Source organism: Catellatospora sichuanensis (assembly GCF_007483665.1).
In the GTDB taxonomy this organism is placed as follows: domain Bacteria; phylum Actinomycetota; class Actinomycetes; order Mycobacteriales; family Micromonosporaceae; genus Catellatospora; species Catellatospora sichuanensis.
In genome coordinates this window covers 60,695-86,969 of sequence record NZ_ML660183.1, presented here as the reverse complement: position 1 = coordinate 86,969, position 26,275 = coordinate 60,695, and the positions used below count along the sequence as shown (strand labels likewise).

Annotated in this window: 30 protein-coding genes; 14 read left to right on the top strand and 16 right to left on the bottom strand. The window is 70.2% G+C overall.

What is annotated here, in order from left to right:
• Positions 1-160 precede the first annotated feature (160 nt).
• From FLL47_RS00330 to FLL47_RS00260, 15 genes are all read right to left on the bottom strand, one after another.
• On the bottom strand, positions 161-487 hold the full coding sequence (locus tag FLL47_RS00330; RefSeq protein WP_144118360.1) for a hypothetical protein: 327 nt from the start codon (positions 485-487) through the stop codon (positions 161-163).
• Between the two features lie 91 nt (positions 488-578).
• Complete coding sequence (locus FLL47_RS00325) at positions 579-1,016, bottom strand: hypothetical protein (RefSeq protein WP_144118359.1); 438 nt, start codon at positions 1,014-1,016, stop codon at positions 579-581.
• On the bottom strand, positions 1,013-1,411 hold the full coding sequence (locus tag FLL47_RS00320) for a hypothetical protein (RefSeq protein ID WP_144118358.1): 399 nt from the start codon (positions 1,409-1,411) through the stop codon (positions 1,013-1,015). Before FLL47_RS00320 ends, FLL47_RS00325 begins: the two co-directional genes overlap by 4 nt.
• A 116-nt stretch (positions 1,412-1,527) precedes the next feature.
• Positions 1,528-2,517 carry a DUF932 domain-containing protein gene (locus tag FLL47_RS00315; protein ID WP_144118357.1) on the bottom strand — a complete coding sequence of 330 codons (990 nt, stop codon included), beginning with the start codon at positions 2,515-2,517 and terminating at the stop codon, positions 1,528-1,530.
• A gap of 378 nt (positions 2,518-2,895) precedes the next feature.
• The gene (locus tag FLL47_RS00310; RefSeq protein ID WP_144118356.1) at positions 2,896-4,221 is read right to left on the bottom strand and encodes a winged helix-turn-helix domain-containing protein; all 1,326 of its coding nucleotides are present in this window, start codon (positions 4,219-4,221) and stop codon (positions 2,896-2,898) included.
• 173 nt (positions 4,222-4,394) lie between these two features.
• Complete coding sequence (locus tag FLL47_RS00305; RefSeq protein WP_144118355.1) at positions 4,395-4,991, bottom strand: hypothetical protein; 597 nt, start codon at positions 4,989-4,991, stop codon at positions 4,395-4,397.
• A 9-nt stretch (positions 4,992-5,000) separates the two neighbouring features.
• Positions 5,001-5,702 carry a hypothetical protein gene (locus FLL47_RS00300; protein WP_144118354.1) on the bottom strand — a complete coding sequence of 234 codons (702 nt, stop codon included), beginning with the start codon at positions 5,700-5,702 and terminating at the stop codon, positions 5,001-5,003.
• Between the two features lie 83 nt (positions 5,703-5,785).
• On the bottom strand, positions 5,786-6,487 hold the full coding sequence (locus tag FLL47_RS00295; RefSeq protein WP_144118353.1) for a hypothetical protein: 702 nt from the start codon (positions 6,485-6,487) through the stop codon (positions 5,786-5,788).
• Positions 6,488-6,796: 309 nt separating this feature from the next.
• Entirely contained in the window at positions 6,797-7,654 is an 858-nt protein-coding gene (locus FLL47_RS00290; RefSeq protein ID WP_144118352.1) for a replication-relaxation family protein, read from the bottom strand.
• A gap of 201 nt (positions 7,655-7,855) precedes the next feature.
• Positions 7,856-10,327 (bottom strand): type IV secretory system conjugative DNA transfer family protein, encoded by a 2,472-nt coding sequence (locus tag FLL47_RS00285; protein WP_144118351.1) that lies wholly within the window; start codon positions 10,325-10,327, stop codon positions 7,856-7,858.
• Entirely contained in the window at positions 10,324-12,027 is a 1,704-nt protein-coding gene (locus FLL47_RS00280) for a VirB4 family type IV secretion system protein (RefSeq protein WP_144118659.1), read from the bottom strand. Before FLL47_RS00280 ends, FLL47_RS00285 begins: the two co-directional genes overlap by 4 nt.
• A 44-nt stretch (positions 12,028-12,071) precedes the next feature.
• Complete coding sequence (locus FLL47_RS00275) at positions 12,072-12,962, bottom strand: PrgI family protein (RefSeq protein WP_144118350.1); 891 nt, start codon at positions 12,960-12,962, stop codon at positions 12,072-12,074.
• Entirely contained in the window at positions 12,959-13,867 is a 909-nt protein-coding gene (locus FLL47_RS00270; protein ID WP_144118349.1) for a TrbL/VirB6 family protein, read from the bottom strand. Before FLL47_RS00270 ends, FLL47_RS00275 begins: the two co-directional genes overlap by 4 nt.
• A 16-nt stretch (positions 13,868-13,883) precedes the next feature.
• Entirely contained in the window at positions 13,884-14,183 is a 300-nt protein-coding gene (locus FLL47_RS00265) for a pilin (protein ID WP_144118348.1), read from the bottom strand.
• A 361-nt stretch (positions 14,184-14,544) separates the two neighbouring features.
• Positions 14,545-15,324, bottom strand: coding sequence for a hypothetical protein (locus FLL47_RS00260; RefSeq protein WP_144118347.1), 780 nt, complete (start codon positions 15,322-15,324; stop codon positions 14,545-14,547).
• Between the two features lie 384 nt (positions 15,325-15,708).
• Between FLL47_RS00260 and FLL47_RS00255 the strand changes: the two genes are divergently transcribed.
• From FLL47_RS00255 to FLL47_RS00240, 4 genes are all read left to right on the top strand, one after another.
• Positions 15,709-16,167, top strand: coding sequence for a hypothetical protein (locus tag FLL47_RS00255; RefSeq protein WP_246157405.1), 459 nt, complete (start codon positions 15,709-15,711; stop codon positions 16,165-16,167).
• On the top strand, positions 16,160-17,002 hold the full coding sequence (locus FLL47_RS00250; RefSeq protein ID WP_144118346.1) for a TRM11 family SAM-dependent methyltransferase: 843 nt from the start codon (positions 16,160-16,162) through the stop codon (positions 17,000-17,002). The genes FLL47_RS00255 and FLL47_RS00250 overlap by 8 nt, the downstream gene beginning before the upstream one ends.
• A 685-nt stretch (positions 17,003-17,687) precedes the next feature.
• Positions 17,688-18,143, top strand: a complete 456-nt coding sequence (locus tag FLL47_RS00245; RefSeq protein ID WP_144118345.1) for a hypothetical protein — start codon at positions 17,688-17,690, stop codon at positions 18,141-18,143.
• 73 nt (positions 18,144-18,216) lie between these two features.
• Positions 18,217-18,465 carry a hypothetical protein gene (locus FLL47_RS00240; protein WP_144118344.1) on the top strand — a complete coding sequence of 83 codons (249 nt, stop codon included), beginning with the start codon at positions 18,217-18,219 and terminating at the stop codon, positions 18,463-18,465.
• Between the two features lie 64 nt (positions 18,466-18,529).
• Here FLL47_RS00240 and FLL47_RS00235 read toward each other — a convergent pair whose 3' ends face one another.
• A complete protein-coding gene (locus FLL47_RS00235) occupies positions 18,530-18,820 on the bottom strand; it encodes a hypothetical protein (RefSeq protein WP_144118343.1) in 291 nt (96 codons plus the stop codon).
• Positions 18,821-18,915: 95 nt separating this feature from the next.
• Here FLL47_RS00235 and FLL47_RS00230 point away from each other — a divergent pair, with 95 nt between their 5' ends.
• The 10 genes from FLL47_RS00230 to FLL47_RS00190 all read left to right on the top strand — a co-directional run bounded on the left by FLL47_RS00230 (position 18,916) and on the right by FLL47_RS00190 (position 26,274).
• Positions 18,916-19,530 (top strand): hypothetical protein, encoded by a 615-nt coding sequence (locus tag FLL47_RS00230; RefSeq protein WP_144118342.1) that lies wholly within the window; start codon positions 18,916-18,918, stop codon positions 19,528-19,530.
• Positions 19,527-19,808: a hypothetical protein gene (locus FLL47_RS00225; RefSeq protein ID WP_144118341.1), complete on the top strand. Its 282-nt coding sequence runs from the start codon at positions 19,527-19,529 to the stop codon at positions 19,806-19,808. The genes FLL47_RS00230 and FLL47_RS00225 overlap by 4 nt, the downstream gene beginning before the upstream one ends.
• Positions 19,802-20,116 carry a hypothetical protein gene (locus FLL47_RS00220; RefSeq protein ID WP_144118340.1) on the top strand — a complete coding sequence of 105 codons (315 nt, stop codon included), beginning with the start codon at positions 19,802-19,804 and terminating at the stop codon, positions 20,114-20,116. Before FLL47_RS00225 ends, FLL47_RS00220 begins: the two co-directional genes overlap by 7 nt.
• Positions 20,117-20,259: 143 nt before the next feature.
• Positions 20,260-20,937 (top strand): GGDEF domain-containing protein, encoded by a 678-nt coding sequence (locus tag FLL47_RS00215; protein WP_144118339.1) that lies wholly within the window; start codon positions 20,260-20,262, stop codon positions 20,935-20,937.
• On the top strand, positions 20,934-22,232 hold the full coding sequence (locus FLL47_RS00210) for a hypothetical protein (protein ID WP_144118338.1): 1,299 nt from the start codon (positions 20,934-20,936) through the stop codon (positions 22,230-22,232). Before FLL47_RS00215 ends, FLL47_RS00210 begins: the two co-directional genes overlap by 4 nt.
• Positions 22,233-22,420: 188 nt before the next feature.
• Positions 22,421-22,828, top strand: a complete 408-nt coding sequence (locus FLL47_RS00205) for a hypothetical protein (protein WP_144118337.1) — start codon at positions 22,421-22,423, stop codon at positions 22,826-22,828.
• A complete protein-coding gene (locus FLL47_RS42615) occupies positions 22,825-24,090 on the top strand; it encodes a hypothetical protein (RefSeq protein ID WP_186315491.1) in 1,266 nt (421 codons plus the stop codon). Before FLL47_RS00205 ends, FLL47_RS42615 begins: the two co-directional genes overlap by 4 nt.
• A complete protein-coding gene (locus FLL47_RS00200) occupies positions 24,087-25,199 on the top strand; it encodes a S8 family serine peptidase (RefSeq protein WP_186315490.1) in 1,113 nt (370 codons plus the stop codon). The genes FLL47_RS42615 and FLL47_RS00200 overlap by 4 nt, the downstream gene beginning before the upstream one ends.
• A complete protein-coding gene (locus FLL47_RS00195; protein WP_144118335.1) occupies positions 25,196-25,552 on the top strand; it encodes a type VII secretion target in 357 nt (118 codons plus the stop codon). The genes FLL47_RS00200 and FLL47_RS00195 overlap by 4 nt, the downstream gene beginning before the upstream one ends.
• Positions 25,549-26,274 carry a hypothetical protein gene (locus FLL47_RS00190; protein ID WP_144118334.1) on the top strand — a complete coding sequence of 242 codons (726 nt, stop codon included), beginning with the start codon at positions 25,549-25,551 and terminating at the stop codon, positions 26,272-26,274. The genes FLL47_RS00195 and FLL47_RS00190 overlap by 4 nt, the downstream gene beginning before the upstream one ends.
• Position 26,275 lies beyond the last annotated feature (1 nt).

Below are 26,275 nucleotides of genomic sequence, written 5' to 3'. Positions count from 1 at the left end.
GGGGCTGGTCGTGGTGGGTCGGGCAGTTGCAGTCGCAGGCACGGTCGTAGGCGCTGCGGTAGGTGCGGTAGATAGCTGTCTCCCTGGTGGGTTGTGAAGCGCAAAAAGGTCCGTGGGCCGCCCACCTGGGCGGCCCACCTTGAGCTGGTTGGGTTGCTGGTCAGCGGTCGCTGTTGTCGATGGCGATGGCGCTGGCGCGTAGGAGGTGTTCGAGCAGTTGCCCCATCGGGAAGTCGGCGTAGCCGGGGTCCAGTTGTCCGGACTCGGCCCAGTCCCACTGGCCGGCGTCGAGGGCGTTGACGAAGCGCATGCCGTGCGGGGTGAGGAACAGTGCCGATCGCCACTGTGGGACGAGCAGGGTCATGGGCTGGGTGGCGCAGGTGATGGTGCAGGCGCAGCCGGGCTCGTTGACCGTGGTGCGCGGCAGCTGGTGGTGCTGCGGGCATCGGCAGTCGCACAGCAACTTCGGTAGCGGGATGTGGTTCACGGGGATCTCCGAGGGGTTGAGAGGGGTACGCCTCGGGGCCGCCGGCGTTGGCGGCTTGCCGAGGCGTGCGGATTGGGAATGGCGGCCGCGGTCAGTGCGGCGGGTTGAGGCGGGTGCGGTCGGGGCCGAGGCGGGCGTCGCGGCGGACCTGGCGGGTCTCGGCGACGGTGAGCACATGGGCGGGCAGCTGTGCCACGCCTTCGCGCCAGGCCCGGTAGAGCCGGTGGGTGCCGTCGATGAGCAGCGGGCCGGGCGGCTGGCCGGGGATGGGCAGCGTGGCGACGATTACCGGGTTGGCCAGGTCGGTGGACATGGCGTAGACCCGGTCGAAGCCGTCGCTGGCCGGGCCGATGAGGCCGATCGTCTGGGACGGCGGGTCGTCGAGGCGGGTCAGGCCGTATGCATCCGCCCAGGTCGCGACGTCCAGGGGCTGGGTCGGGCGGGGTGTCGCGGCGATCAGCGCCATAGCCTTGTGGATCGAGAACACCCACGGGGCGAAGTGGAACCATTGGGGTATCGGCTGGGTCACCGGCCCTCCCCGGAGGTGACACGGGCATAGATCGCGACGCAGCGTCCGATCAGCTCGTGCGAGGGCAGCCTCAGCAGCCGCTCTCGCTTGTCGGGCTTGAGCCGGTCCCAGATGGCGACGGTGACGCTGGCCGACCACAAGTCGACCAACACCCCGTCGATCTTGGCGTGCTGCCGCTCGGCGACGATCTTCCGGAGGCTGTCGATGAGGGTTGCGTCTCCGGGCGGGTGCTGGTAGTCGTCGGGCCGGGCCGCGTCGGGCAGCAGGGTCAGGCAGTCCTCGCAGGTGCGTTCCGGGCGTGGCGGGTCCTGTGTCTCCCATCGGCTGATGTCGGCGGCGGGCAGGCCGCACACCGACTGCCGCTCGTCGCGGGGATGGCGGATTTGGTCGGCCAACGGCCATAGCCGTTCTGGCCTGGGCTCGGTGGGGTGTGTCATGGTGCTGGTCCGTTCGTGACGGGCCGGGGCGGCTGCCGCCGGGTGACCGCCGCCCCGGCCAGGGGTGGGGGCGGTCAGACCATGAGCAGGTCGAAGGCGGCCGGCTTCAGGTCGCCGGTCTTGCCGGTCAGCACGCGGTTGGCGCGGGCGGTGGCGTCCTTGGCCTGCTGGTAGTGGTCCAGGTACTCGGTGATGGCCTGGTATCCGGCCCACCGGCTGCCCTTGATGGCCTTCTGCGTGTCGGCCTCGGTGATCAGGTACTTCAGCGTGCCCAGTCGCTGTCGGGCGTTGGCCTTGGCCTGGTCGGTCGCGTTGTCCTTAACTGGCCACACCTGGGCCACGATCTGCTCGAACTCCCGCGTGGTCTGCGCGGTCTGCAGCATCCGCTCGGCGGCCTTCTCGAACGTGTCCATGTACTTCCACATCAGCCCCAGTGCCTCGCGGGCCTGGGCGATCTGGGCGTTGACGTTGGAGGTGTGCCGGAACGTGTAGTGCCCCACCGAGTGCGCGAACGCGGCCCGCTGAGTGTTGGCGCACACCACGCGGATCGGGCTGGCGTCCACGCGCAGCGCGGCGGTGCCGTCGTGGGAGGTCGTCCCGATCAGGTAGAGGTCCATCCGGTCGACCCCGGCGATCTCCATCGCGGTCGGGAGCTTTAGCGTGACGAACACCGACTTGCCGTTCCGCAGGCTGCCCGCCGTCTCGAAGTGGGCGCCGCCCACCTGGTCCACGAGCCGGTCCAGCAGCTCGGCGCATTGCTCGTTCTGGACCACTGTGTAGTCGGTGCCGACGACGCCCAGATACTCGGTGGCCCCGGTGACCGGGTTGCGGCGCACCGTCATGCGCTTGTCGTCGGCGGGGATCTGGACCTCGACGCCGTCGACGATGTCGATGCCGACCGTACGGATGGTGCGCACGCCCCAGTTGCCGAGCAGGGCGGCGCCCATGATCTCGTTGGCGCTCATCGTGTTCTGCGTGACGGTGCCCAGCTGGTGCCAGGCCGACAGCCGGGCGCTGGCGAAGGCCGTCTGGCCGTTCGTGAATGTCTCAAGCTCGTGTGCCATAGGGGTTGTCTCCTTTTCCGCGATATGGGGAGCTGGTCTGCGCTGACGGGCGGATACGCCCGGCGCGTGGGTGATGGAGGGGTGCCTGCGCTCGTGCTGGCAGGTGGGAAAGGACCGGCACGACTGCCGAGCTGGCCTGGACGAGGCGGCCGCGTGCGGCCTCGTGCAGGCAGCTGTTGGTGACCGCGCCGACGCCGACATGGAGGCCGTCGAGGCGGGCGCTGATGCCCTCAGCGATCTGGCGAGGCGTCAGCGCCTGCCCGGATCGTTGGGCCAGGTACTCCCGGACGAGCCGGGACAGTCACGGTGTGTCGGCCGTGGCGGGCTGTCCTCGGCGCGAGGCCGGGGCCAGGCATCGCCCGACCCCGGCACTGGGCGTCAGGCCTGCTCGTCCGTGGTGTCGTCGGCCTGCTCCGTGTCGCCGCTGTCCTCGGCGGGCACCGGGAACTGGAAGGCCCACGGCGACTCGGAGACCATGAGGATGCGGCCGGCGGCACCGAGCTTGCCGCAGTTGTTGCGCACCGCCCCGGAGCTGACCGCCCGCCCGCCCAGCTGGGCGCTGATCGAGGTGGCGATGTCCTGCGGGGTCATGGTCTGGCCCGCGTTGGCCTGGAGCGTGTCGAACGTCAGCCGCTCCAGCTCGCCCTTGCCGAACGGCTGGCTGCCGTCGGCGTTGACGGTGATGTCGGTGCGGCGCACCGCCCCCGCCGTGGCGAAGCCCGTCGTGCGGATGGGCGTGCGCTTGGGCAGGGTGACCGTGTGGGTAGTGCCGTCCTCGGCGAGGATGTGCAGGGTCCCGTCCGGGCGCACGAGGGGCTGCACCTGGGCGACCGTCTCCGGCGACTCGGTCAAGCCCTTGATCACCTGGAAGCACAGGGGGCAGCGGGGCGGCTCCGGGTTCGGGTCCACCTCGCTGGCCTTGGTCGGCCCGGCGATCCACCGGGCGGGGGTGCCGGGCTTGCGGCGGGCGGCGTCGGCCTGTTCCATCGCGGTCAGCAGCCGGGAGGCGGTCGGGTGCCCGATACCGCTCTCGGCCACGATCTCGTCGAGGGTCGCGCCATCGTCGCCGTGCTCGGCGATGACCGCCTTGATAGTCATGATCTTGCGGTCGCCGGGACGGCTCGGCTGAACGACCGTGACGACGATGCGGCCGTCGTCCTCGTCGTCGTCGTCGTCGTCCTCGTCGTCGTCCGAGCTCGTGTCGTCGTCTGTGTCGTCGTTCTCGGCGTTCTCCGAGTCCGCGGCGTCGTCGTCGGTCTCCACGTCCTCCTCGCCGTCCGACTCCTCGCGGTACGTGTCGTCCTCGGCGGGCTCCGAGTCCGCGTCGTCGCCCGAGTCGTCGTCCGCCACGTCCTCGTCCTCGTCCGGGTCGGCGTGCGACTCCTCATCGTCCGCGTGGTCGTCCGGGTCCGCGTAGGCGTCGAACTCGGCCTGGCCGGCGGTGTCGGTGTCGCCGAGGTCGGCGGCCTGCTGGGCGATGTCCTCGGCGAAGGTCCACCGGCTGGGGACACCCTCGGCGGGGTCCGCGCCGGTGTCGACCTCGCTGATCAGACCGGCGTCGGTGAACGCCTTGAGCGCCTTGTGGACGGTGGACACGGCCCGGCCCGACTTGTCGGCCAGCTCGTTGACGTTGGCCCGGCCGAGGTCGCGCAAGGCGTCGAGGATCTCCTGCATGGCAGGAGTCATGGACAGGTTGTGCTGCATGGTTCCCTCCCTGGGAACTAGGGGTTGGAGCCCGGTACGGCGTTGTGCCGGGCTGTGGTGCGCCGAGTCGGGGGCAGCAGCCATCGCGGCAGGCGCGTGGAGCGGTGCGCTGCCGTGCTGTGGTTGCTGGGATCGCGGCCCGGTGGCCTGGGGGCGGCGTCAGCCGCCGGGGGTCAGTCGCCGGAGGCGGCGGCTTCGTCAGCCGCGGGCTCCAGGACGTAGAGAGCGCCGCCGTGGGCGGGGTCGCGGTAGATCCCGGCGTCGGCGTGGGAAAGGCGCAGCTGGCCGGGGCCGATGATGAGGTCGAGTTCGGCATCGTGACTGCTGACAAGCACGTGGGTGTGCCGTCCGGCGAGGTGCCGCTGGCGGCAGGCGTCGGTGTGCGGCAGGACGACGAGCACGGTGTCGCCGGGGTTGACGTAGCGCCGCCTCAGTGGCTGCGCCCGGTGGGCCTCGGCGTACTCGGTCCGGTCCGCATCGCCGATCAGCACGTCGGCCCAGTTGCGGGCGTACCGGTACTCGCTGCCGAGCGTGGCGATGGCGTCCAACGGGCCGGTGACGTCGGCGATGCTGCCGGACAGGTCGTCCTCGTTGATCAGCGCGGTCCGCAGCTGGTCGACTTTGAGCAGCAGGTCGGTGCGCGCCGTGCGCAGGCCGTGGGCGGCCTGGGGCAGGTTCGCGGCGGCCGGGATGGGGTCGGCGGCGTGCTGGTCGAGGGTGCGGCCGGTGCGGCGCGTGATCCAGCGGCCGACCGCGTCGATGTTGAGCATGTCGGCCTCCTAGTCGGCGAGCTGGTCCAACTCGGCGGGTTCGAGCTGGTCGGGGGTGCGGCTGCGCCAGGCCGCCGAGTGCCGCAGCTGCCACCAGCGCAGCAGCGACCGGCACGCCGTGGTCAGGTCTTCCTGGTCGGGAAGCCGGTAGGACATGGGCGAGCCGGACTCGGCGTGGGCCTGGTTGCTGCACGCCGTGGCCTCGTACTTGCCGTCCGGGGTCTCGGCGATCAGCCCGACAATCCGCCCGGCGTAGGGGACGTCGAACGCCTTGGCGGCTTCGGTGTCGGCGGTCGCGCGCCAGAAGCGGGGCGAGGTGCGCGACAGGGTGATCACGCCGTAGGCCGGGTCGCCGGGGTACACCAGCAGGTGCTGCTCGTTGCCGCCGCCGACCGTGCGGTGCCTGCGCCACGCCGTGTAGGCGTCGATGAGCACGCTGGACAGCACGTCGTGCCGCTCGATCGCGGCGAGCATGCCGGACACGGCTTCGCGTTGGCCGGCGGTGCGGAGTGCGGGGCGGACCGTCAGGTGCGGTACGGCGCTGTCGAGGTAGGCGACGGTGGCGTTGTATTCCCGCGCGGTCTTGTGCAGCAGGCGGGCGAGGTCGCCCACGGCGTCTTCTGCGGCGGTGTCGAAGCGCCACAGCTGATCGGGCAGGACCTCGTTGGTGGCAGCGGCGATGCGGCGCAGGGCGCGGTCGGTGAGGAACATGGCTCTCCTTCGGGTGGTGGGGGCATGGCGAAGGCCGGTTGCAGCGGGGCTGCGACCGGTCCTCGAGTTGTGTGGTCTGGGTGTTAGGCGATGGCGACCGCGCACAGGCGTGCGCTGGACTTGAGGCTGCGCAGGTAGGCGCATGCCTCGTTGCCGAAGCGGAGCTGGTCAGCGACGGTGTCGCTGGTGGGCTTGAGGACCTTGCCTTCGACGGTGATCAGGACATCGCCGACCATCGCGATGCGCCAGTGCAGTCCGGCGTAGGTGGCCTCTCCGGCCTGGTAGGCGGCCAGCTCGTAGGGGTCGAAGGTGTGGGCGCCGACGTAGGCGAGCATCGCCAGGACGCGAGGCTGCTGCTGAAAGCGGCGGCGGGCTTCGTTGATGCTGACCTTGGCGGGGTCGGCGTGGTGCTGGGCGAGGAAGTCCTCCCAGGTGCGGGCGGGCTTGGTGGTGTTGTTGATGTGCTGGTTCCAGGCGCGCCAGCGCAGGATCGCGTCGCCTGCGGCCTTGGCGGCGGTGGCGTTGAGGTCGAGTCGACCCTTGCGGCCACCGGCGGCCATGGTGATCGCGCCGAACTTGCGGGCGGCGTCGAGCAGGTAGTAGCCGAAGAACCGGGTGAGCCAGCCGATGAGGCTGCGGTGGCGCACGCGGTAGCGCCGGGCCGGGGTGCCGTTGGCGTTGAGGAGGTCGTTGACCTTCTCGCTGGCGGAAAACCAGTCGGCGTCCTCGCCGGGGGCGAAGCAGACGGTGACAACCTGGTCGGTGAGCGGGGTGGGCTTGGGCATGGGGTGCTCCCATCGCGAAGGAGTGGGTTGGGATAGTGGTGCTGGCGGTGCCACCGGATCGCGGCGTCTGGCCGGGGACTGCTGCCGTTGAAGGCGCGGGGCGTGGATCACGAGCCGACCGGAGGGTGGGCTACGGGTGATCGCGCTGGCGCGAGGCAGGTCCGGGAGGGACAAACGGGCGGCGGTGCGAGCAAAATGAAAGGAAGCTGCACCGTAGCCCTGCGACCTGACACCACAACCCTCGGTCAGGAACACCTTTGAGGCTCTGACCTGCGCTGACAGGTTTGGCCGTGGGGCTGCCAGGTTCTGTCAGAGTAGGAAGACGCCGTTCTCGTCGAAGTTGGCGTTGGCGGCGACCGCCCGGCCGTGGTCGCTGGGCAGCTCCACCAGCCGCACGCGCCGGTCGGCGCCCGCAGCGAGCCACACCGCTTCGGCCGGGTCGGCGGCGTGCACGGCGGTGGCGCAGGCGACCGCTTCGGCCCGCCGGCCGCGCAGCTGCGCGTGGAGGTGTTCCTCCCGGTCCTCGCTGTGCACCCAGAACAGCACTGGATACCGCGGCCCGCCCTGCCGCGCGAGCACGGCGTACTTGTCGAGCTTGGCGGCTACCTTGCCCAGCGGCTCGGTGCCGGTGTCGACCTCCAACCAGTAGCCCACCGTGCTGCCGCCGACGCTCCACACGCCGTGCCCGTCTGGGGTGATCACCCGGAACTGCGTCCTGGTGCTGGCCTCCGACCACCAGCGCTGAAGCCGCGCAGCAGGGTGGCGGCGGGTGTGGGCCGACAGCCGGACGCCAAACTCGTTGGCCGTGAGCAGGTGTGTCAGGTTCGGGTTGGCCGACAGGCGCTGCGTGGTCTGGCGGCTCGTGCGGGCGGTGGGCTCGGCCCGGCCGTGGGCGGCGGCCTGGAAGCGGTGCCCGTTGTGGCCCAGCGTCCAGTGCCACGGCTGGGAGCCTCCGCCGTCGCGGGCGAACCGGAACCGGTCCAGCAGTCCCAGGGCTCGCAGCTCGGTCAGGCGGATCTGACAGGTACGCCGGGCGTGGAAGAACAGGGCGTGGATCTGGTCGGTGGTGAGGACCTGGTGGTCGTCGAGCAGCTGGAGCAGCTGACGGTCACGGCTGGTGATGTGCGGGTAGATGGCCAGCAGGCCATCAGGACGCGATTGCGGCATAGGTGGATACCCCTGGAGAGAGAGACCGATAGGAGTCTGGATAGGTTGATCTTGCTGGTGGGCCCGGCACTGGCCGGGTTTGGCCAGGCCGGGCACCTGACAGACGTCGGCGATGGGGCTCGCTTGAGGTCTCGTGTCGCAGACACCCCCAAGCGAGCCCCCGATGCAGCACCCAATGCAGCCCCGAAACGAGCGGCTTGATCAGCGCTCGCGGGCTTCCATCCGCCGTCTCATCGCCGTGCGGGCGAGCCGTTCCATCGGCGGCTCCTGCTCGCCGTCGCGGCTGTGTGCGGCGGCGACCTCCTGGCGGATCGCGGTCGCCTCACCCGCGATCTCCACCGGCGGGTTGGTGGTGAACGTGAAGGCGGGCAGCTCGCGATTACCGACCAGGAGCCGGGCGGCGGCGGTGTAGACGTCGAGATGGGCGAGGTCGTGCTCGTCCATCTCCGGTTTGGTGTGCCGCGACAGCTCGCGGGCGTCGCCGGGGTCGACGTTGAAGAACAGCTTCGATCGGGCGTTGGCCGACACCGCCGCGGCGATGTCCTTGGGCAGTTGCGCCAAGTCCTGGTGCGCCAGCACCAGGCCGAGCCGGAACCCGCGTGCCTCGGCCAACATGTCCCCGACGCTGCCAGGCAAGGTCAGGAAGTTTTGACATTCGTCGATATATAGACAGGCGTCTTTTCTTTGGTCTTCAGGGATGCTGGCCCGCGCAATGGCGGCCTGCCACACGCGGGCGACGATGAGCGAGCCTAGGATGCGGCTGGTCTCCTCGCCGAGGATGCCTTTCGGCAGCCGGCACAGCAGCACTCCGCCGTCGAGGATCATGCCCATGTCGAACGACGACTGGGCATTGCCGATCACGCTCTTGACGAAGTCGCGCAGCAGGAACGCGCGAAGCCTCGCCAGGACCGGGGCGATGACCTGGCCCCGGAACTGTTCGTTGATGCCGTCGTACCAGACCCAGAACCCGCCCAGGCCGTCCGGATCGTCCAGACCGTGGGTGAACCTGGCCCGGAACTCCTTGTCCTGCAACAGTGACGGAACGAGGCTCAGGGTCGGCTTGGCATGCCTCATCAAGGTCAAACAGGCGACCCGCATGGTGTCGTCCATACGCGGACCCCACTGCCCGGCGAAGATCTTCGCGAAGATACCCACAAGGTTATCCACAGCCAGGTGTGGATCACCTCGGTCATCAAGGGGGTTGAAGCAACCTGGGTTCTCCTGGTCAGGGTCGATGATGACGATCTTCTTGGCGTACGAGGCGGGGAGCCGGTCGAGGATGTCAGTGATCAGGTCCCCGCGCGGGTCGATGACCACCGTCCCGCGCCCGGCCTTGATGTCACCCACGATCATGTTCAGCAACAGGGTGGACTTGCCGACACCAGTCTTGCCGACCACGTGCACGTGCTGCCGGGCGTCGGTCACGTTCATACCGACCGAGTGACGGCCCAACTGCGAACGGCCGATCAGCTTCACCCCACGCCCGCCCGAAGGCACGGCCACGGGCGCCGGCACCGCCTTGGCCCGAGCCCGGTCCAGGCCCGGCACCGCGAGGTCTTGCGGCAGCGCTGCCATCGCCGCGAGCTCCGGCACCGAGGCCAGGAACCCGCGCCGCAACCGCCGTCCGGAGACCGTGGCCACCGGAGCAGACATCTTCATCCGCCGCAGCCGGTTCGGCCCGGTGTAGGCCGCCGCCGCAGCAGCGATCGTGTGACCGAGCCCGACGAGCCGCTCGCGGATCTGCCTGTCCCGCTGCTTATCCGGCGGCGTCTTGTCCGGGTCGGCAGCCACGGCGAACCGCACCGCCATCTCGTAGTGCGGCACCCGCACCGCCTTCTCCACCACCTGGCGGGCGTCGGCGGTGGCCACCGGGTCCCGCTCCGCCCGGACCGCCGTGGTGTGGGCCGTGGTGCGCGGGCGGGACGGGCCGGGGGTGAACACTTCAAGGACCCACAACAGCGGCTCGATCATCAGCCGCGCGACCCCGGACACAGCGCGGGTGGCCACATCGGGCCGCCCGTGAGGGTGCGTGCTGCTGGCCGCCGCCGTGCGTCTGGCCGCACGCACCCGCCGCGCGGTTGCGGGCCGGGCCAGGATCTGCACCACCGCGTGCTCGCGGTGGCGGACCTCGGCCCCGGCCGACAGCAGCGCCCGCAGCGGGTCGGCGTCGTGCTCAGTGCGCAGCGGCAGCACGTCGGCCGACTGCGGCCAGTGCGCCCCGCCTACCTGCTCACCCACGGTCAGCGGGATCGGCGCGGCGGCGTCCTCGCTGGTGAGCGTGGCGGCGGGCCAGGCCGCCCGCACGGCGGCCTCGACCGCGCCGGGCGGCACCGTGCCCGGCACCCACACGCGGATAGCCAGGGCTCGGCCGGTCCAGGTGTACTCCCAGCCGACGTGCGGGATGCCGTAGATCCGCCGCCGCCACACTGAAGGCGTCAGGACGCCGACGAGCGTTGTCCAGAACGCCGCGGCGGCCTCCTCGGTGACCTCTGGCGGCGCGGCGATGGTCAGCCACCGCGCGCCGGTGGCGTAGCGCTCGTGCCGCCACGCGAGCAGCTGGTCATGGCCGAAGACGTAGCCCGCGATCGCGGCGGCGGCGATAAACCCCAGCCACGGCCGCGCGACGATCCAGGCCCAGACCTCGCCGGGCTTGATGAGGACGTCGGCGTTCATTCGGCCTCACCGATCCCCGTCACGGCGATCTTGTGCTCTGCCGCCGACCCGACGCTGCGAAACGGGATGCGCGAACGCCCGGCGACGAGCAGGCCCTCGCCCCTGGGTGTCGACAACAGCAGTCGCGACTCCCCGGCGGTCAGCGAGAACGCCTCGGACACCGCGTCGATGGACTGCGTGGACTGGCGCATCAACACCTGCGTCGCCGCGTTGCTCACCACGGCCAGGCCGAGGTCAGTTGACAGCACGTCGGCGGCGTCCTGGGTGATGACGCACAGCCCCGCCGAACGCTTGCGGGCGGCCTTGGCCATCCGGAACAAGAACCGTGCGCCCTCGCCATCGCGCATCAGCAGCCAGGCTTCGTCGACGACGACGAGGTGCCGCCGCCGGCGGGCGCCGGGGACCGGAGCGTCGATGCCCGACCAGATCGAGTCCAGCGCCAGAAGGGTCCCGACCGTGCGCAGCTCGTCGGGAAGGTGCCGCAGGCTCCAGACCACCAGGTGCCCGTGCGGGCTGGTGGTCGTCGGCCCGTCGAACAGGCTGGCGAAGTTCCCGGCCGTCCACGGGGCCAGCCGCGCGGCCAGCTGCCCGGCGGCGGGGTCGTCATCGGCGGCGAGGGTCGCCGCCAGGTCCCGCAGCAGCGGCGCGGGCCGGGTCCAGGTGGCCGGGTCGCCGTTGATCCCGGCTGCCGCGTAGGTGGCCGTGATCGCCCGATCGAGCGCGGCCCGCTCGGTCGGCGGCGGGGTCGCACCGAGCATGACCGAGATCAACGTGTGCAGGTACAGCCCGCGCCGGGTCAGCGTGTCGGCCCGGCCATCCGTCGGCAGGTCGAGCGGGTTGATCCGCACACCGGGCACGCCGAGCTGCACGACGGTACCTCCGACGTGCTCGGCCAGGGGCGCGTACTCGTCCTCGGGGTCGATGACTGAAACCGCCGTGCCCTGGTACAGGTTCCGCAGCACTTCGAGCTTGACGAAGTACGACTTGCCCGCACCCGACCTGGCCAGGACCACGCTGTTGTGGTTGTCCTGCCGCCAGCGGTCCCACAGCAGCACCCCGTTGGACGTGGTGTTGACGCCGTAGAGCACCCCGTCAGGCGGGGCGACGACGCCGGGGGCCGGGGCCGCCAGGTCGGCCGAGGCGAGCGGGAACGCCGCCGCCAGAGCGTTGGTGTCGAGGATGCGGCGCATCCTCAGCGGGTCAACCCCTATCGGCAGCGTCGCGACCCAGCCCGCCTGGTGGCGGAACGTCGCGGGCTGCAGGTCGAGCATGACGCTGGCGGCGGCGGACTTGACGCCCGCGGTCACGGTGCGCAGCTCGTCGAGGTCTCGGGCGTGGATGGTGACGTAGATCCCGACGTCGAACAGCCGGGCTGCGCCCCGGGCGACCCGCTCGGCCAGGTCGGCGGCGTCGGCCGCCGCGGCGTCGGTCATCGGATCACCGAGCTTGCCTTGGTCGGCGTCCAGCCGCCGCGATGACTCCAGCCGCGCCCGCTGCCTCTTCAGCATTGGCGCGGCCAGCTGCGCCGCGACCGGGTCGATGTGCACGGCCACGTCCACGCGGCCGGGGTAGGACAGCAGCGGGTCCAGCCACGCCGGGCCGACCTCTGCCGGGTACCCGCACACGGCGAACGTCGCGCTGCAGCCGTCACCGACCTGCACGTGCCAGGGGGTGACCGACAAAGCGGCCGGGGAGGGCATGCCCTCCCCGGCCGCAACGCTCTTCTTCATGGACTTCAACAGGTTCACGTTGTGCTCCGTAGGGTGACAGGGGCGCCGGGCACCGCACGCGGGCCGGGCACCGGAGGATTGAAGGGATCGACCGCGCTGGCCAGCGCCGCCGACACCGCCGGGCCGTCCAGCGCGGCGGCTTCCACACCGAGCCCGGTCAGCGCGCGGGCTGCGGCGTCGGCGACCTGCTCGCCGGTGACGACCGCGAGCACCTGACGGCGCAACGGGTCGCGTTCCTCGTCCAGGTCGAGGAGGAACTCGGCATAGTCCTCGGCCGCCAGGGCGAGCGCCGTGTGCGGCAGGCGCGGGGCGTGGTCGACGATGGCCTGCGCGTGGCCGGTCAGGTCGTGGCGCTGCGCGGCCACGACGATCTGCGCCGGACCGGTCAGCGAGTTGAGGAACCGGCCAAACCCGTCCAGCAGCGCGCTCTGCTCGCCGCCGGTACGCAGGTGGATGTTGGTGGTGCCGCAGGCGATGAGCACCTTGGCGCGGCCTTCGCTGGTGAGGACTCCGGTAGGGCTGATCGCCGTGACCGGCGAGCGCAGCGGCGCCGGGACGCTCGTCTTGCCGGCCAACGCCGCAACCGAGGTGGCCCGAGCGCTGCCCGGTGTCAACTGGCGCGGGCTGCGCGACAGCGCGAAACCATGGCGCAGCCACACATCGAGCGGGAGGCCGTCGCGTCGGCCCAGGGCTACGGCGACGGCGGCGGAGAACACGATGATCCCGGCGACGATCCAGACTGCCGCCGAGAGCAGGTGCCCGAAGGTGCGGTAGACGCCGACGCCGCATAGAACGGCACCGCCGATGATGGCCAGCTGCCGGAACGTCAAGCCGAACGCGATGCGGTCGGGGGAGTTGACGTCGGCTGGGACCGCGGCGCGGGGTGTGGTGTCGTCGCGGGTCATCGCCCACCTCGCACCGCACGCCCGAACGGGATCCTGCGGGTGACGCTCTGGATCAGCACCGCCCGCAGCAGCACCCCGCCCATGTTGGTTCCGCCCTGACGGGTCACGAACCGGCGCATGAGGCCCGGAATCTTGATCGTGACCCACAGCAGGACCGCGACCAGCAGCAGGTTGAGCACGTCGGAGCCGGGCAGCCCCAGCAGGATCGGCAGGTTCGCATCCGGATCGACCAGAAGATCGAGGCCGGTCGAAAACCCGATGGCCTGCAAGGTGACGGTGCCCAGACAGCCCAGCAGGGTTCGCCACCACAACTGCGCGGCCTCCTGCGTCCACGGTGTGGCGTAGCAGGCCAGCGCGACCGGGGCGATACCGGCCAGGATGACCAGGACCCCGACCCGCACGATCCACCCAGTGATGAAGGTGAACATCAGCCCGACGATCAGAAGACCGATCACGAGGGCGACCAGAGCGTTGGCGGGGTCGGTCAGAGCCGCAACGACATGGGTCCGGGTCATGTTGACCACATCGGTCGTGTGCGGCGCGGACGGGCCAACCATGGCGACCGTCAGCGAGTTGGCGATGTCGATGGTGGCCGAGGTCAGCGGGACCGCGAAGTACGACGCCACCAGGCCGACGATCAGTCTGGGGAACAGGTCTTTGAGGGTGTAGCGCATCTCGACCGAGCTGCCGACCATGGTCGCGATACCCACGGCGATGATGGCCAGGACGAAGCAGGCGTTGACGACCAGGGCACTCTTGCCCGCGATCGTCTGCACCTGCGGCAGGACGGTGACGTCCGGCGATAGGAACATCGATGAAGTCAGGTAGGAAAGGAGCCCGCCGAGCAGGTCTTGCAACCGCTCGGCGAGCCACTTGACCAGCCCGTTCATCAGCCAGTCGACCATGATGGGGTGTCCTGCCTCAGCCGCCGATGATGCCCTGCAGCACGGTCAGGATGACCGGAGACAGCACGGCGAGGGCGTAGCCGATCAAGGCTGACTTGAAGTTGCCCTTGGCCTGTTCGACCTGGGCGGGGTCGCCTCCGGCTGCCATGTAGCGCAGGCCGCCGACCACGAGGAACATGGTTGCGACGACGGCGATGATGCCCATGATCCACAGACGGATGCCGTCGATGACCTCGGGCAGGGTCTTCGGCCCGCCGCCGCCCGGGTCGGGCGCGGCCAGGACGAGGTCGTTGAGAAGGTTGAGAGTCGTGTGCATTGCGGCGCTCCACAGGGATGTGGGGCCGCCCGATGGGGACCGGGCGAAGTCCTTGGGAAGGTCCGGTGGGGGCGCTCCTCCCTTGCAAGGGAAGGGATTGCGGTGTCAGTACGCCGCGCCAGCCGTGCCGGACCTATGGGCCTCGTCGATGGGCGGTCCCCACCTGGCGGGCATGCCGTGGATGACATGCAACGCCCAGATCCGTGCTGTCAGGTCGATCGAACCCGCCGATTTCCTGTTACGACCTGGCAGAACCAGACAGCGAAGCTGTTGGCGCGCAATCGATGCCCGAAGCGCAGACAGAAAGAGGCCGTCCCGGGCAGCTGCCCGGAACGGCCTCTGATGCGGTGCGTGGTGCCGGTCAGGCCGCGAGGGCGGGCTCGCGGCGGCCCGTGGTCAGCACCGGGCCGGTCAGGTCTCCCCGGATCACCGCCGCGGCCACGGCTCGCTCCGCGCGGCGCCTGCGCATCCGCAGCGAGGAGGCGGTCACGCCCCGCTCGGCGGCCAATTGCTCGATGAGCGAGTCACCGAACCGGGTCGCGCTGATGAGCTCGGCGGCCTCGCCGGAGATCAGGCCGGCGGCGGCGGCCCGTCCGAGCAGCAGATCCGGGTGGCCGTACGGCATACGCGGCGAGCGCGAGCCGTTGGACAGGTCCAGCGGCAGCTCCTCGGTGTCGCGGTCCTTGATGACCGCGACACCGGCCCGCCACGCCGCCCAGCACAGCCGCAGCCACAGCCGGGGCGTGTCGAGGTCGGCGGTGCGCAGCGCCTGCAAGAAGCCCGCCAGGACCTCCGAGTCGACATCCTCGGCGTGCCGCGGCCGTCCACGGCTGATCTTCGCCGCGAGGTGGGTCAGCGCGGGCAGAGCGACGCCGATCGCGCCGACCACCCACGCCGGACCCCACTCACGGGCGTGCAGAGCCAGCTGCCGCCACAGGGCATTGACGGTGTCGGAGTCGTAGCGCTCGAACAGCAGCATTTTGCGGAGTTGGTCCAGCGGCATGGTCTTGTCCGGCATGCCAGGCACCGGCCGGGCGTCGAAGCTCAGCGGCGCGGGCTCGCAGGTCAGCAGCGCGAATGCTGTCTCGGCGGTGGTCAGGGCGGTGTCGGCGGTCCGGGCGCGGCGGGTGGTGGTGGCCATGGTGGCGTCCTCCTCAGCGGAGCGCTTCGCCTGATGCGAAGGCTCGAAGACACCGATTGGGACAGGCCGACCTGACACCACAAGCGTTTGTCAGATCGGGACAGGTTCTGCCAGGTCGTGTCAGGTTTTCGCCTGTCAGAACGCCCGCGCGCCGGGCTGCCCGGCCGCTGCTGACCGGTTCTGTCAGGGCGGGGGCGGGTTCGATCGGGCTGTCAGCGCCGTTCTGGGATTCGTCAGTCCGCCCGCCGGTCCGGGGGCCACGTGCCCATGACCGAAACCAACCACCGCCACAGTGCCCCGGTCCCAATCGGGGACGTCGTGCCGGGCATCCCGCCCGTGCCGATCACAGTCTGGCCTGTTCCCGCCCCGCAGCGGGGCGAGACTATGTCCAATGCCCTGGGCGTGCGGCTCGTGCACAACCTCACCCACCCGTCCCAGCTGGTCATCGACCTGGCAGACGGGCCGCAGCTGGCCCGCGCGGTCATCGCCGCCCGCCGCCGCAGCCACCTGAGCTCGGCCCGGCAGAGCGGTTGGGGCCGGGAGGCGGCCAGCCTGATCGTCACCGGCTGGCCGCTGACCGGTGAAGCGATGACGCCGGACGAGTTCTTCGCCCGGTGCAAGGCCAAGCTGCTGGCCGGCGGCTGCGTCGCGGTCCTACTGGCCCACGACGTGACCGCCCCGGTCGACGTCGTCATTGCCGCCAAGGCGGCCGGGCTGGCGTACCTGCAGCACATCGTGGCGGCCGACCAGCCGCCCCGCAAGGGCACGCCCACCCGGCTCGACATCCACACCGACGTGCTGATCCTGACCCGCAGCACGACCAACGGCGGCACCGATGACTGAGCCCATGCCGGTCACCTCCGTGTGGCTGACCTGCCAGCAGCCCTCCCGCGACCAGCGGCGAGGCCGCTACGTCCCGGAGAGCAGCAGCCATCCGGGCAAGATGCTGCCGAACCTGGCAGCGCACGCGATCAGCACCTACACCACGCCGGGAGACCTGGTGTTCGACCCGATGTGCGGGTCGGGCACCACCCTCGTGGAGGCCATGCACCTCGGGCGGCACGGCATCGGCCTGGACATCGAGCCGAGGTTCACCGCCCTGGCCGTGGCCAATGTCGCGCTGGCTGCGTCGCAGGGCGCCGCCGGCAGCGGCCGAGTCGTCACCGGAGATGCCACTGGTCTGCTCGATCTGGTGCCCGCGTCCGCGGTCGGACAGGTGAGTCTCGTGCTCACCTCTCCTCCCTACGGGCGCGCGACCCACGGCCTCGTGCGGGCGACCAGTAGCGGGGTACGCAAGCGGGACCACCTCTATGGAGACCGGGAGAAAGGCAACCTCGCCTACGGCGGCTGGTCCCGCTTGCTCGACGGGTTCGCCGAGATCCTGGCGGCCAGCACCCTGCTGCTGCGTCCCGGCGGGACCGTGGTCATCACCTGCCGACCGGTACGCCGCCAGCGGGACGACCTGATCGACCTGCCCGGCGAGCTGCTCGCCGTCGCCCGGTCGGTCGGGCTGGTCCCGGTAGAGCGGTGCGCGGCGATGCTCGCCGCCGTCCGCGACGGGCAGATCGTGCACCGGGCCAGCATGTTCGGCCTGATGGCGGTACGTCGTGCCCGCTCCGGAGGCGTCCCCGTGCACCTCGTGGCGCACGAGGATGTCCTGGTCCTGCGCCGGGTGTGAATCTCACCGCCAGTTCAGGAATCCTGAACATATGGGCAGGTCACGGGCTTGATGGTAGTGGGTCCTTGGCCTCGTCTGCGGGCAGGGTGGCGGGATGTGGGCAGCTCAGCCCTGTCCCGCCACCGCTTCGCTTCCATGAGGGACCGCCGGGCGGTGAGGTCCCGCTGCCGCACGGCGTGGCAGCGATCCGGCGGCGGCGGTCCCGCATCGGGTACCGCACCGCCGGTCCGGGTGCGGGACTCCACCGCCCGGCGGCGGGACCCGCCGTCACCGCGCGGCGGGACAGTCCCGCTCGAGGTCCCGCTCCGTCAGCCGTGAAGCGGGACCTGTCCCGCTGCTGGCGGCGACCGGCACGGCCGGGTCCCGCATCACCGCCGAACCTGACAGAACCGTCCGCCGGGCGGGTCTGACAGGTTCTGCCAGACGAGCGAATCTGACAGCACCGCTCATCCCACCTCCGGCGCGCATAGCCTGGAGGTTCCCCTTATTTCTTATGTGCCCCCCGATCTGACGCCTCGCGCGACGGCACCTTGCCCACCGCCTACGGTCGGCCGCCTTCGCCAGCCCCAGATCCGGCACCCATAAAGCCCACGTCCCTGGCGTACGCGACCGGGGCGCGGTATCCCCATCCCTTCAGGCGGTCACCACTCGGTGGCCGCCTTCTTGCTGTCCCCTGGAGGGCGACATGCTCAAACCGGCCTGGTACCTGACAGACGGCGACTACTTCGGTGCGCTTTCCAAGGTGGCGCAGATGGACACGGTCGAGTCTGCAATCAGCTCCCCGCACCTGCTCAGCGACGAGGGCGAGTTCAGCCCGGCGCAGACGGCCGCAGCTACCTACATGGCCCTGCTCGCCGCCGAGCACCTCAACGATGAGATCACCTACAACGCCCGGCGTCACACCCTGGTCGAGCTGGCCCGGCTGCTGCACGGCCTGAACCTGCTGCACGCCCACCTGACCCAGACCATCCAGAAGCTCGCCGAACACTGCGACAAGCGCACCTTCACCGGCCTGGCCGACCTGCCCGCCGCGGCGGTCAAGACCGTCATCGACAGCCTCTGCGCCGCCGGCGCCAGCGGTGAGGTCTGCGCCGGGCACCTCAAGGAAGCCCATCTCACCCTGCGCGGGCTCACCAAGTAACCCCTACCCGTCCGCCCGAAGGCGCGCGATCCGGCGACGGACGCGCGCCTCCTTCTCCCACGCAGGAGCTGCCATGACCACACCCGACACCGAATCGCCGCACGACACCGCCGACAGCGGCCCGACCCGCATCACCTTCAACGCCACCGGCCGCGCAGTCGCCGCCCTGGACATGCTCGTCGCCGCATCCCGCACCAACCGCACCGACGCCATCAACGCCGCCCTGCGCCTGGCCGCAACCCTGCTCACCCTTGCGCAACCCAACGGCACCCTGCACGTCCTGGCCCCAGACGGCACGACCCACGTCGTGCACCTGCCCTAACCCACGCGCCGAAAGGCATCCCGATGAGCCTGTACTCCCTCACCCCGAAACCCGGCTGCGAGCGCTACACCATCCAGGTCGGCTGGAACCCCACAACAGCTTCCTCGCCACCGTCATTGACTTCGCCTGGGACCCCTCGATCAACCCCGATGAACCGGACACCGTCCGGCTCGGCATTGGCGCCCAGATCCTCGACCCCGCAGAAGTCCTGATCGCCGTCGAACCGTACGCCGTCATCCCCGACGACCTGATCGGCCGCCTGCGCGCCGACAAGACCGCCCACCCGCCCCGCCGGTGACCCCGGCGGGCCGCCCACGGGCATCCGCCACCCAGCAGCCATCGCCAGCACCACCATCAGCCGTCGCCCGGCCGACCGCGCTAACCGCGCACCTCCGGGCACGGCCGAAAGCCGTGCCCGGATTCCACCCACCCATCACCAGGGAGAATCCGTTGGAACCACACAGCAACAACCCCAGCCCCGCCATCCCCGATATACCGCTCCAGCTCGCAGGTCAGCCCACCATCGGCGGACTCGCCGCCCCGTGGACGACCGGGCGCACCCCGGACGGCCGCTACCGCTTCGGTGCCGTCGACCTCGACCGCCACAACCGGGCAATGAACGAAAAGCTCTGCCAGACCTGCGGAACCACGCTGGACACCCGCCTGGTCTTCGCCATGCGAGACAGCGACCTACGGTCGCTGACCAGCCACGAGCCCGCCATGCATCCAGTGTGCGCCGCCTACGCCGCCACCGCCTGCCCGATGCTGGCCGGTCGCATGATCCACTACCGGGCGACCTCGCTCGCCGGACAGTTGGCCGACCTCGGCGTCAGTTCCCACGGCGATCCCACTGACACGCGGGCAGGGTCCGCCGCCGAGCCATGGCAGCTCGTCTGGGCCAGCGGTTACCGCGTCTACACCCACCCGCGCACCAAGTTGCTCGCCGCGATGGTGCTGCCAGAGCAGATCCTGCGCGTGCGCCGCATCGGCGACAACCCGCGACAAGGCGGCGAGCAGCGCCCCGACTGCTCCATCGACCCCAGCGAAAGCGAGACACCCCGATGAGACAGCCCTGGGAACTGCCGTTCGCCGTGCGGCAGATCAACGACTTCGAGCCGGGACATGAAGGCCCGTCCTGCCAGGCATGCGCCACCTACCAGGCCGACCGGCGGTTGCGCGCCGAACAGGCACCCATGCTCCACGGCAGCGACGACACGCTGTACAAGTCACCGCACGCCGGAACCTACCTGTTCGAAGCGCGCTACTCCCGCTGGGCCTGCACCCAAGGAGCGCACGGACCCCTCGATCCGTACGCATTCGTTCGCGGGGGTGCCGGGTGCTGATGCTGAACATCTTCGACGGCATCTTTGACCGCCGCGACCTCGACAGCCTCCTCACCCTGCTGGATCCGGCCACCGACGCCTACGCGAACCTTCGCCCCTGGGGCTGGCCGTGCACCTTTACCGCCACCATCACCGGTCTGCCGGTCCAGGTCGACATCCGGCCGCCGTGGACGGCCGGCTACGTCAGCGTCGACCTCACCGACGAGGTCCGCCGCGGTATGCGCGCTCAGATCGACCGCCTCCAGAGCCCGCGGATCTGGCTCCACGCCGAAGACCGGGTGATCACGCTCCGGCCAAGCATCGACTGACGGGCCATCAAGACCGCACCACGATCCCTCCGCATTACACAACGCGACAGCCCGCCACTCGGCGGGCTGTCGACATTCAGGACCCGGGACGCATCGCCTAGGAAACGTGGCGTCCCGGGTTCTCTCGTGAAGAGAGGACTCCAGTGTCCGAGCTCATCTCCATGATCGCCACTTTCGTGGCGGCGCTCGCACTCGGCAGGCTCGCCGGCGTGCCTCCCATCCGCCGGTTGCGCAGGCAGCTCGCCGACGCGGTCCGGCAGATCAACCATGACCCGCTCACCGGGCTGCTCAGCCGGGCCGGTCTTACCGCCGCACACGCCATGTGGCAGCGGGAGCAGCAGCAGCTCATCCTGGTGCTGCTCGACCTCGACGACTTCAAGTCCGTCAACGACACGTACGGCCACCAGGCCGGCGACGACCTCCTGATCGAGATCGCCGACAGCCTCGGTGAGGCCGCGCACCTGTACGGCGGGGTAGCCGCCCGCCAATCCGGTGACGAGTTCGCCGTTCTGCTGCCCATCCGGAGCGACATTCAGCGCGCCGTCGACGCCATCATCGCCATCACCGGCCTCCCCGTCAGCATCGCCGTCGAAGACGTGGTGGTGAAACTCGTCCCCTCTGCCAGCGCCGGGGCGTGCACGGGCGCGCCGTCCGAAACCCTCGACACCCTGCTCCGCCGCGCCGACATTGCTCTCTACCGGGCCAAGCAGTCCGACCGGCCGTATGCCGTCTACGAGGCGGGCATGGCCATGCCCCAAGCCTCGGCCCGGCGCGGCCCGCGGCGCCGCGACCGTCGCGAGCACGGGGGAGCCGCCCGATGAACAGGCGCGAGTACGGCTGCCAGATCTGTGCCCATGTGCTCAACCGGTACGCCGACGAGCACGGTATCGCCGTCTACGAGCACCCGCTCGTCCTCGGCCCGGTCGACCACGGGCCTGTCGTGGTGCCCGCAGACCGGCTGGACAAGCTGCGGCGAGTCTGCGACTTCTGCGGCTCGGGCACAGCGCTGCTGCTGTTCATCTACCGCACCAGCCCCATCAGCGCGGTGGCGGTCAGCGGTGACGTCCAACGCCTTGAGCACTACGGCACGGACTGGTCGGCCTGCGCGGCCTGCTCCCACTGGCTGGCCGCAGCCAAGCCCGCGAAGCTCCTCGACCGCGCGGCCGCCATCAGCGGTTTGCCTCACGGCGACATCGGGCTGGCTGTCACCGGACACCTGCAGCGTGCTGTGCTCAACAGCCTGCTGCCCGGCCGCATCCTCATTACTACGAGCGAATGGCCCGCTATGGCACCTCCCGCGAGGGCGATGCCCAAGGTTCGCGACCGGTTGGCAAGACTGCTACGCGGCCCGGATGTCCTCGGCGCCCCAGCACTCGTCGACGCCGGGGGAGACGTCGCCGACACCCTGGACCAGGGGCCGCTGTACTACGTGGATGCGCAGTTCAGCCAAATGGCAGAGCACGCGGCAGCAGTGCTGCCCGACGCGGCAGCCGTGCCGGAGCTCGCGCCATCCCAGCACGGTCTGCTCGTCTGGGCGACGCCCGTCGGTGACATCAACGCGGCCAGCTGGAGCAGTAGGGCTGGCGGCTGGCTGATCGTGCGGTACCGCGGGATTAGCACAGACGGGCACTCTGAGGAAGCCGCGCAGCACCTGCGAGACGCTGTGGGCTGGCTGCTACCGACGCACGCAGCTGAAATCGGCTACACCGACGCGGTCGGCGCAGGCCATCCAGCCGCGGCACTTCTCGCTACGTGGCTGCTCATCGGCCAGGAGTCAGTGGCGGCAACCGAGCCCGCAGAGGTAGACCCGCCGATCCGGAAGGCATACCAGCGCGCTGGGCGCCCGGCACCGGATGTTCGCCTGGTCCGGATCCGGGGCACTGCGCGGACCGAGGCGGGTTCCGCCGCCACGGAGAGGACGGGTAGCGGGCGCACCCACAGGTGGTGGACTTCGGGGCACTGGCGCAACCAGGCATACGGGCGGGGCCGCGCGCTGCGCCGACCGGTCTACATCAACCCGTTCCTGAAGGGTTCGGCAGATCTGCCGATCCGGCAGTCCACCACGGTCCGCGTGCTCGGCACCCTAGTGCGACCTGCTGCGGACGGCGAGGCGTAGCCGGTAGCTGGTCGGGTGGGCAGGGCTTCAGCGCCCTGCCCACCCACGGCCGAAGCATCCGGTGTGGAGCGCGCCATGCACTTATGGACCAAAGGGTAGTGAGTTAGTCGACCTAATTAAGCAAGATCGACACACCGAGTGATGTTCGGTACGCTCCCTGTCATTCCAGGCCGGCGGGGAGGGCAGCTTTGGAACGGAGTCAGCAACCAGCCGAGGTCTCGGTCGACCTCGGCATGCTCAGGGTCTTCGCCGATAGTCTTAAGTCCGATGCGGAGCTCGGCCTACGGCCGGGTGTCGCGCGTGCCACTCGCGAGGCGCTGACCGGAGTCCCCTTCGGCTCCCAGTCGATCGGCGGAGAAGCCCAGGCAGCGAGGAAGGCTGTCACGGTGGCGCTGGCCCGAGCACAGCACAACGCCGCGAAGCAGATCGAGGCCGCCGACATCCTCATCAAGGCCGTCAACCACATCCTCACCAACTACACCAATGCCGATCTGGCGACAGCCGAGCAGATAGCGGCGGTGGAAAAGACGCTTTCGGACGCCGTCAAAGCTTCCGAACAGGTGTACCCGATCCCGCGCGGGCAGCTCGCCGAATGACCGACCAGGTAACTCCCGTCCCTCCCACGGTCTCCAGCATCGTCAAAGGCGAGTTCATCGGCCCCGTCCAGACGACCTTCTCGCCGCAGCCCGTCTTCGAGGCCGCCCAGACCAACTGGCCGGCCTACGACGTCCCACGGATGTGGGACTCGGTGCGTGGCGAGGCAAGTGAGCAGGCCTGGGCACAGGCACGTGGTTGGGAGAATCTCGGCCAGCTGCTCGCCGCACACCACGACTCACTGGCCAGGCTCCGGGAGGGCCTGGCATCAGGCTGGGACCCGGAGCGGTCGCCCGCCGCCAAGGCGTTCTTCAGGGTCGTCGACGACCTCGTCTTCTCGCTGCGCGAGGACGCGTACGCGCACTCCGCAACCGCACGCAGCCTCGACGGCATCCTGTCCGTGCTCGCCACGGCAAAGGAAAAGCTCGGGAACATGAAGTCCGAGTGGGACAGCGTCACCACCGACTGGCTGCCGGAGCGGTGGGACAGCGCGGCGGCAGATCTGAATACGCAGGCGCGGCAGGTCATGCTCGAATCCGAGCAGGCCGTGAAGCAGTACCGAACGCGGGTGGTGATACCTGCGGAGTACGAGTTCCGGGACTCGATATCGGACATCGTCGAACCGCCACCGCCACCGCCGCCACCGCCGCCCGCCGTCAAGACCATCGGAGGAGGCAAGCCGGGCATGGTCGCTGCCGGTAGGCCTGCCGTGCCTCCACCGCCGGTGCCGGGATACGACCCGGTGCTGCCAGGCGGTCCGGTTCTCGAGGGAATGCCGCAGCCAGTGCCGGCCGTGCCCGGTTCGCCGATCTCCGTGCTTCCGGTCCCGCCCGGTAATGCATACGCGCCCACCGGCGGTGCCTACGTGCTCCCGGGGCCAGGCGTTGGCCGGGGCGGCTGGATCGCGCCGATGCCGGTTCCGGCCAGCATCGCCAACTCGGCGGCAGCGGCTGCCGCGGCTCAGCGGGGTGCCGGTGCCGGGGGTGCGGCGGGGATGATGCCGATGGCCGGAATGGCGGTGCCGCCGACGGGGGGACCCGAGCGAGGCTCGCGCGGGGGCCGAGCCGGTGACGTCGTGTGGCAGGTCGCCCAGGGCGTTCCGCCAGTCATCGGGGATGTCCAGGCGCCTGCGCTTACACAAGAACAAGCGCCAGAGACCGCAGCGGTCGAGCAGGCGTTCGTCGACTGGTTCGCCGACGTCGCGACGCCTTGGACCGACGACCTGAGCGTGACCCTGCCTCGACGAACGGACCAGCCCTCGTGAACGCTCTCCTTCGCCGCCGTGGTCTCGCCGCGGTGGCGGCCTTGCTGGCTGCCGCCGCGCCTCTCGCCGCAACCCCGGCAAGCGCGGCCGACCGGATCAGCGACGGCCAGTGGTACGTGGACTTCCTCGACCTGGACGTGGCGCACAAGGTCAGCCGCGGCGACGGGGTCAGAATCGCGCTGATCGACACCGGCGTCGACGCCCGGCACCCGGACCTCAAAGGCTCGGTCGTCGCGGGCGCCGACTTCAGCCGCGAAGGCCCCGGCGACGGGCTGACCGACACCGACGGCCACGGGACGTCGATGGCCAGCCTCATCGCCGGAAATGGCCAGATCCGCGGTGTCGCACCCGACGCGACGATCGTGTCCATCCGCGCGTCCAACGGAACCAGCAGCTCAGCCACATCGATCGGGCAGGCTGTCTCCTGGGCGGCCGACCACGACATCCCGGTCATCTCGATCTCTTCGGCCCACGACTCCGACGACCTGGTCCTGCAACAGGCCGTCCAGGCTGCCGTCGCGAAAGACATCGTGGTGGTCGCGGGCGCCGGGAACACGCCCCGCTCGTCGCGGGTCGCCTACCCCGCCGCCTACCCCGGAGTGATCGCGGTGGCCGGGGTCGGCAAGAAGGGCGAACACTCCGCGACCTCGGTCACCGGTCCTGAGCTGGCGCTGTCGGCACCGTCAGACATGATCAGCACCGCTTACCGTGATGGCCAGCGCGTGGTGGCTACAGGAACCTCGAACGCAACAGCGCTCGTTGCGGGCACTGCCGCGCTTATCCGCTCCAAGTACCCCAACCTGCCCGCATCCGAGGTCGTACGGCTGCTGACCGAGACGGCGACCGACAAAGGCACCCCCGGCAGGGATAGCGAGTTCGGGTACGGCGTGGTGAACCCGGTCCGTGCGCTCGCGGATGCCAAAGCCGCGAAGCCTTCGTCCCAGGCGCAGCCGTCAGACTCCGCGGCCGCCGTGCCGACGGCGATCGCCGCGCCCGGAGCCGAGATAGGCGCCGGCACACTGCTCGCCCTGGTTCTGTGCGGCGTGCTGGCGGTTCTCGCCGTCGTGGCCGCCATCGTGGTGTTCGCGCGTAGCCGGAGGCACAAATGAACGACTCGCCCACCTCGGCCGGTCCCGCGTTCTTCGCCGAGCCCGAAGGCCTGCGCAAGCTGTCACGTCAGCTGGCGGACTACAGCGCCCACGCTCATCGGGCAGTGGAGTACGTCGACCGCCACACCGATCTCTCCTGGTACGACCAGGGCCTGATGCAGAAAATTCAAGACGAGCACGACCAGTACCGAGCACAGCTGCTGGCTTGGACGAACCGGCTCGAGACGCTTCTCGCCGAATCCGCACGCGGCATCGAAGCCGCAGCCCGCTACTACGAGTCGACGGACCGCGACACCGCCCGCACGTTCGACGACAAGCTGCCACGCCATACAGAGCGGAGCGACCCGCGATGATCGACGACCCGACGCGGTTCCTGACGGAACCACCCACCCCGCCAGACGACGTCGAGCACGGCGACCTCGACCCGGCATTGTTCGCGTCCATCGCCAGTCTGTCCGCGCGCATCAGCGACCTGCTGGAGGACCTGTTCGACTTCGACCCTCTGGGCGACATCGTCCAGGTGTTCCTCGGCGACTGGGAGAAGCTCCACCAGTGCGGCGCGGCGTTCAACAGCCTCAGCCTGTTCAGCGGGCAGCTCATCGAAAACCTCCAGCACAGCAGCAAGGAAGCCGGCACGTCGTGGCAGGGCGGCGCCGCCGAGTCGGCCCAGACCTACTTCGCCGACTGCGTGAGCAGCATCCGCTCGCAGCAGACGGCCCTGCTGGCTGCTAGCAAGGAGTATGTGCGCCTCAGTTTCGGCATCAACGTGCTGGCCACGCAGGTGCAGGGCCTGCTTGAACTCATCCTCGACCGGCTGATCATCGCGGGTATCGCCGCCGCTGCGGGCACCGCGCTGTCGGAGACCGTGATCGGCGGGGTGGCCGGGTACGGTGTGGCGGCCTGGCAGGTCATCGAGGTCATTCAGCTGATCAACCGGGCGGCCACCAAAGCCCAGGCAGCCGTCACGCTCCTCGTGGGAGGCGGCTCGTTCATCGCCGCCCTCACCAAGGATCTCGGTGAGATACCAGCCCTGGCCCTACCCGACCTGAGCTACCATCACCCGGCGCTGACCTGAG

Bases quoted from the DNA above. Each gene is read 5' to 3' on its own strand.
- FLL47_RS00310 (WP_144118356.1), bottom strand. From the start codon at position 4,221: ATGCAGCACAACCTGTCCATGACTCCTGCCATGCAGGAGATCCTCGAC.
- FLL47_RS00260 (WP_144118347.1), bottom strand. From the start codon at position 15,324: ATGGCCACCACCACCCGCCGCGCCCGGACCGCCGACACCGCCCTGACC.
- FLL47_RS00280 (WP_144118659.1), bottom strand. From the start codon at position 12,027: ATGCCCTCCCCGGCCGCTTTGTCGGTCACCCCCTGGCACGTGCAGGTC.
- FLL47_RS00290 (WP_144118352.1), bottom strand. From the start codon at position 7,654: ATGCCGCAATCGCGTCCTGATGGCCTGCTGGCCATCTACCCGCACATC.
- FLL47_RS00240 (WP_144118344.1), top strand. From the start codon at position 18,217: ATGACCACACCCGACACCGAATCGCCGCACGACACCGCCGACAGCGGC.
- FLL47_RS00210 (WP_144118338.1), top strand. From the start codon at position 20,934: ATGAACAGGCGCGAGTACGGCTGCCAGATCTGTGCCCATGTGCTCAAC.
- FLL47_RS00270 (WP_144118349.1), bottom strand. From the start codon at position 13,867: ATGGTCGACTGGCTGATGAACGGGCTGGTCAAGTGGCTCGCCGAGCGG.
- FLL47_RS00235 (WP_144118343.1), bottom strand. From the start codon at position 18,820: ATGGTGGTGCTGGCGATGGCTGCTGGGTGGCGGATGCCCGTGGGCGGC.
- FLL47_RS00255 (WP_246157405.1), top strand. From the start codon at position 15,709: ATGTCCAATGCCCTGGGCGTGCGGCTCGTGCACAACCTCACCCACCCG.
- FLL47_RS00295 (WP_144118353.1), bottom strand. From the start codon at position 6,487: ATGCCCAAGCCCACCCCGCTCACCGACCAGGTTGTCACCGTCTGCTTC.
- FLL47_RS00305 (WP_144118355.1), bottom strand. From the start codon at position 4,991: ATGCTCAACATCGACGCGGTCGGCCGCTGGATCACGCGCCGCACCGGC.
- FLL47_RS00300 (WP_144118354.1), bottom strand. From the start codon at position 5,702: ATGTTCCTCACCGACCGCGCCCTGCGCCGCATCGCCGCTGCCACCAAC.
- FLL47_RS00195 (WP_144118335.1), top strand. From the start codon at position 25,196: ATGAACGACTCGCCCACCTCGGCCGGTCCCGCGTTCTTCGCCGAGCCC.
- FLL47_RS42615 (WP_186315491.1), top strand. From the start codon at position 22,825: ATGACCGACCAGGTAACTCCCGTCCCTCCCACGGTCTCCAGCATCGTC.
- FLL47_RS00190 (WP_144118334.1), top strand. From the start codon at position 25,549: ATGATCGACGACCCGACGCGGTTCCTGACGGAACCACCCACCCCGCCA.
- FLL47_RS00275 (WP_144118350.1), bottom strand. From the start codon at position 12,962: ATGACCCGCGACGACACCACACCCCGCGCCGCGGTCCCAGCCGACGTC.
- FLL47_RS00285 (WP_144118351.1), bottom strand. From the start codon at position 10,327: ATGAACGCCGACGTCCTCATCAAGCCCGGCGAGGTCTGGGCCTGGATC.
- FLL47_RS00250 (WP_144118346.1), top strand. From the start codon at position 16,160: ATGACTGAGCCCATGCCGGTCACCTCCGTGTGGCTGACCTGCCAGCAG.
- FLL47_RS00265 (WP_144118348.1), bottom strand. From the start codon at position 14,183: ATGCACACGACTCTCAACCTTCTCAACGACCTCGTCCTGGCCGCGCCC.
- FLL47_RS00315 (WP_144118357.1), bottom strand. From the start codon at position 2,517: ATGGCACACGAGCTTGAGACATTCACGAACGGCCAGACGGCCTTCGCC.
- FLL47_RS00245 (WP_144118345.1), top strand. From the start codon at position 17,688: ATGCTCAAACCGGCCTGGTACCTGACAGACGGCGACTACTTCGGTGCG.
- FLL47_RS00225 (WP_144118341.1), top strand. From the start codon at position 19,527: ATGAGACAGCCCTGGGAACTGCCGTTCGCCGTGCGGCAGATCAACGAC.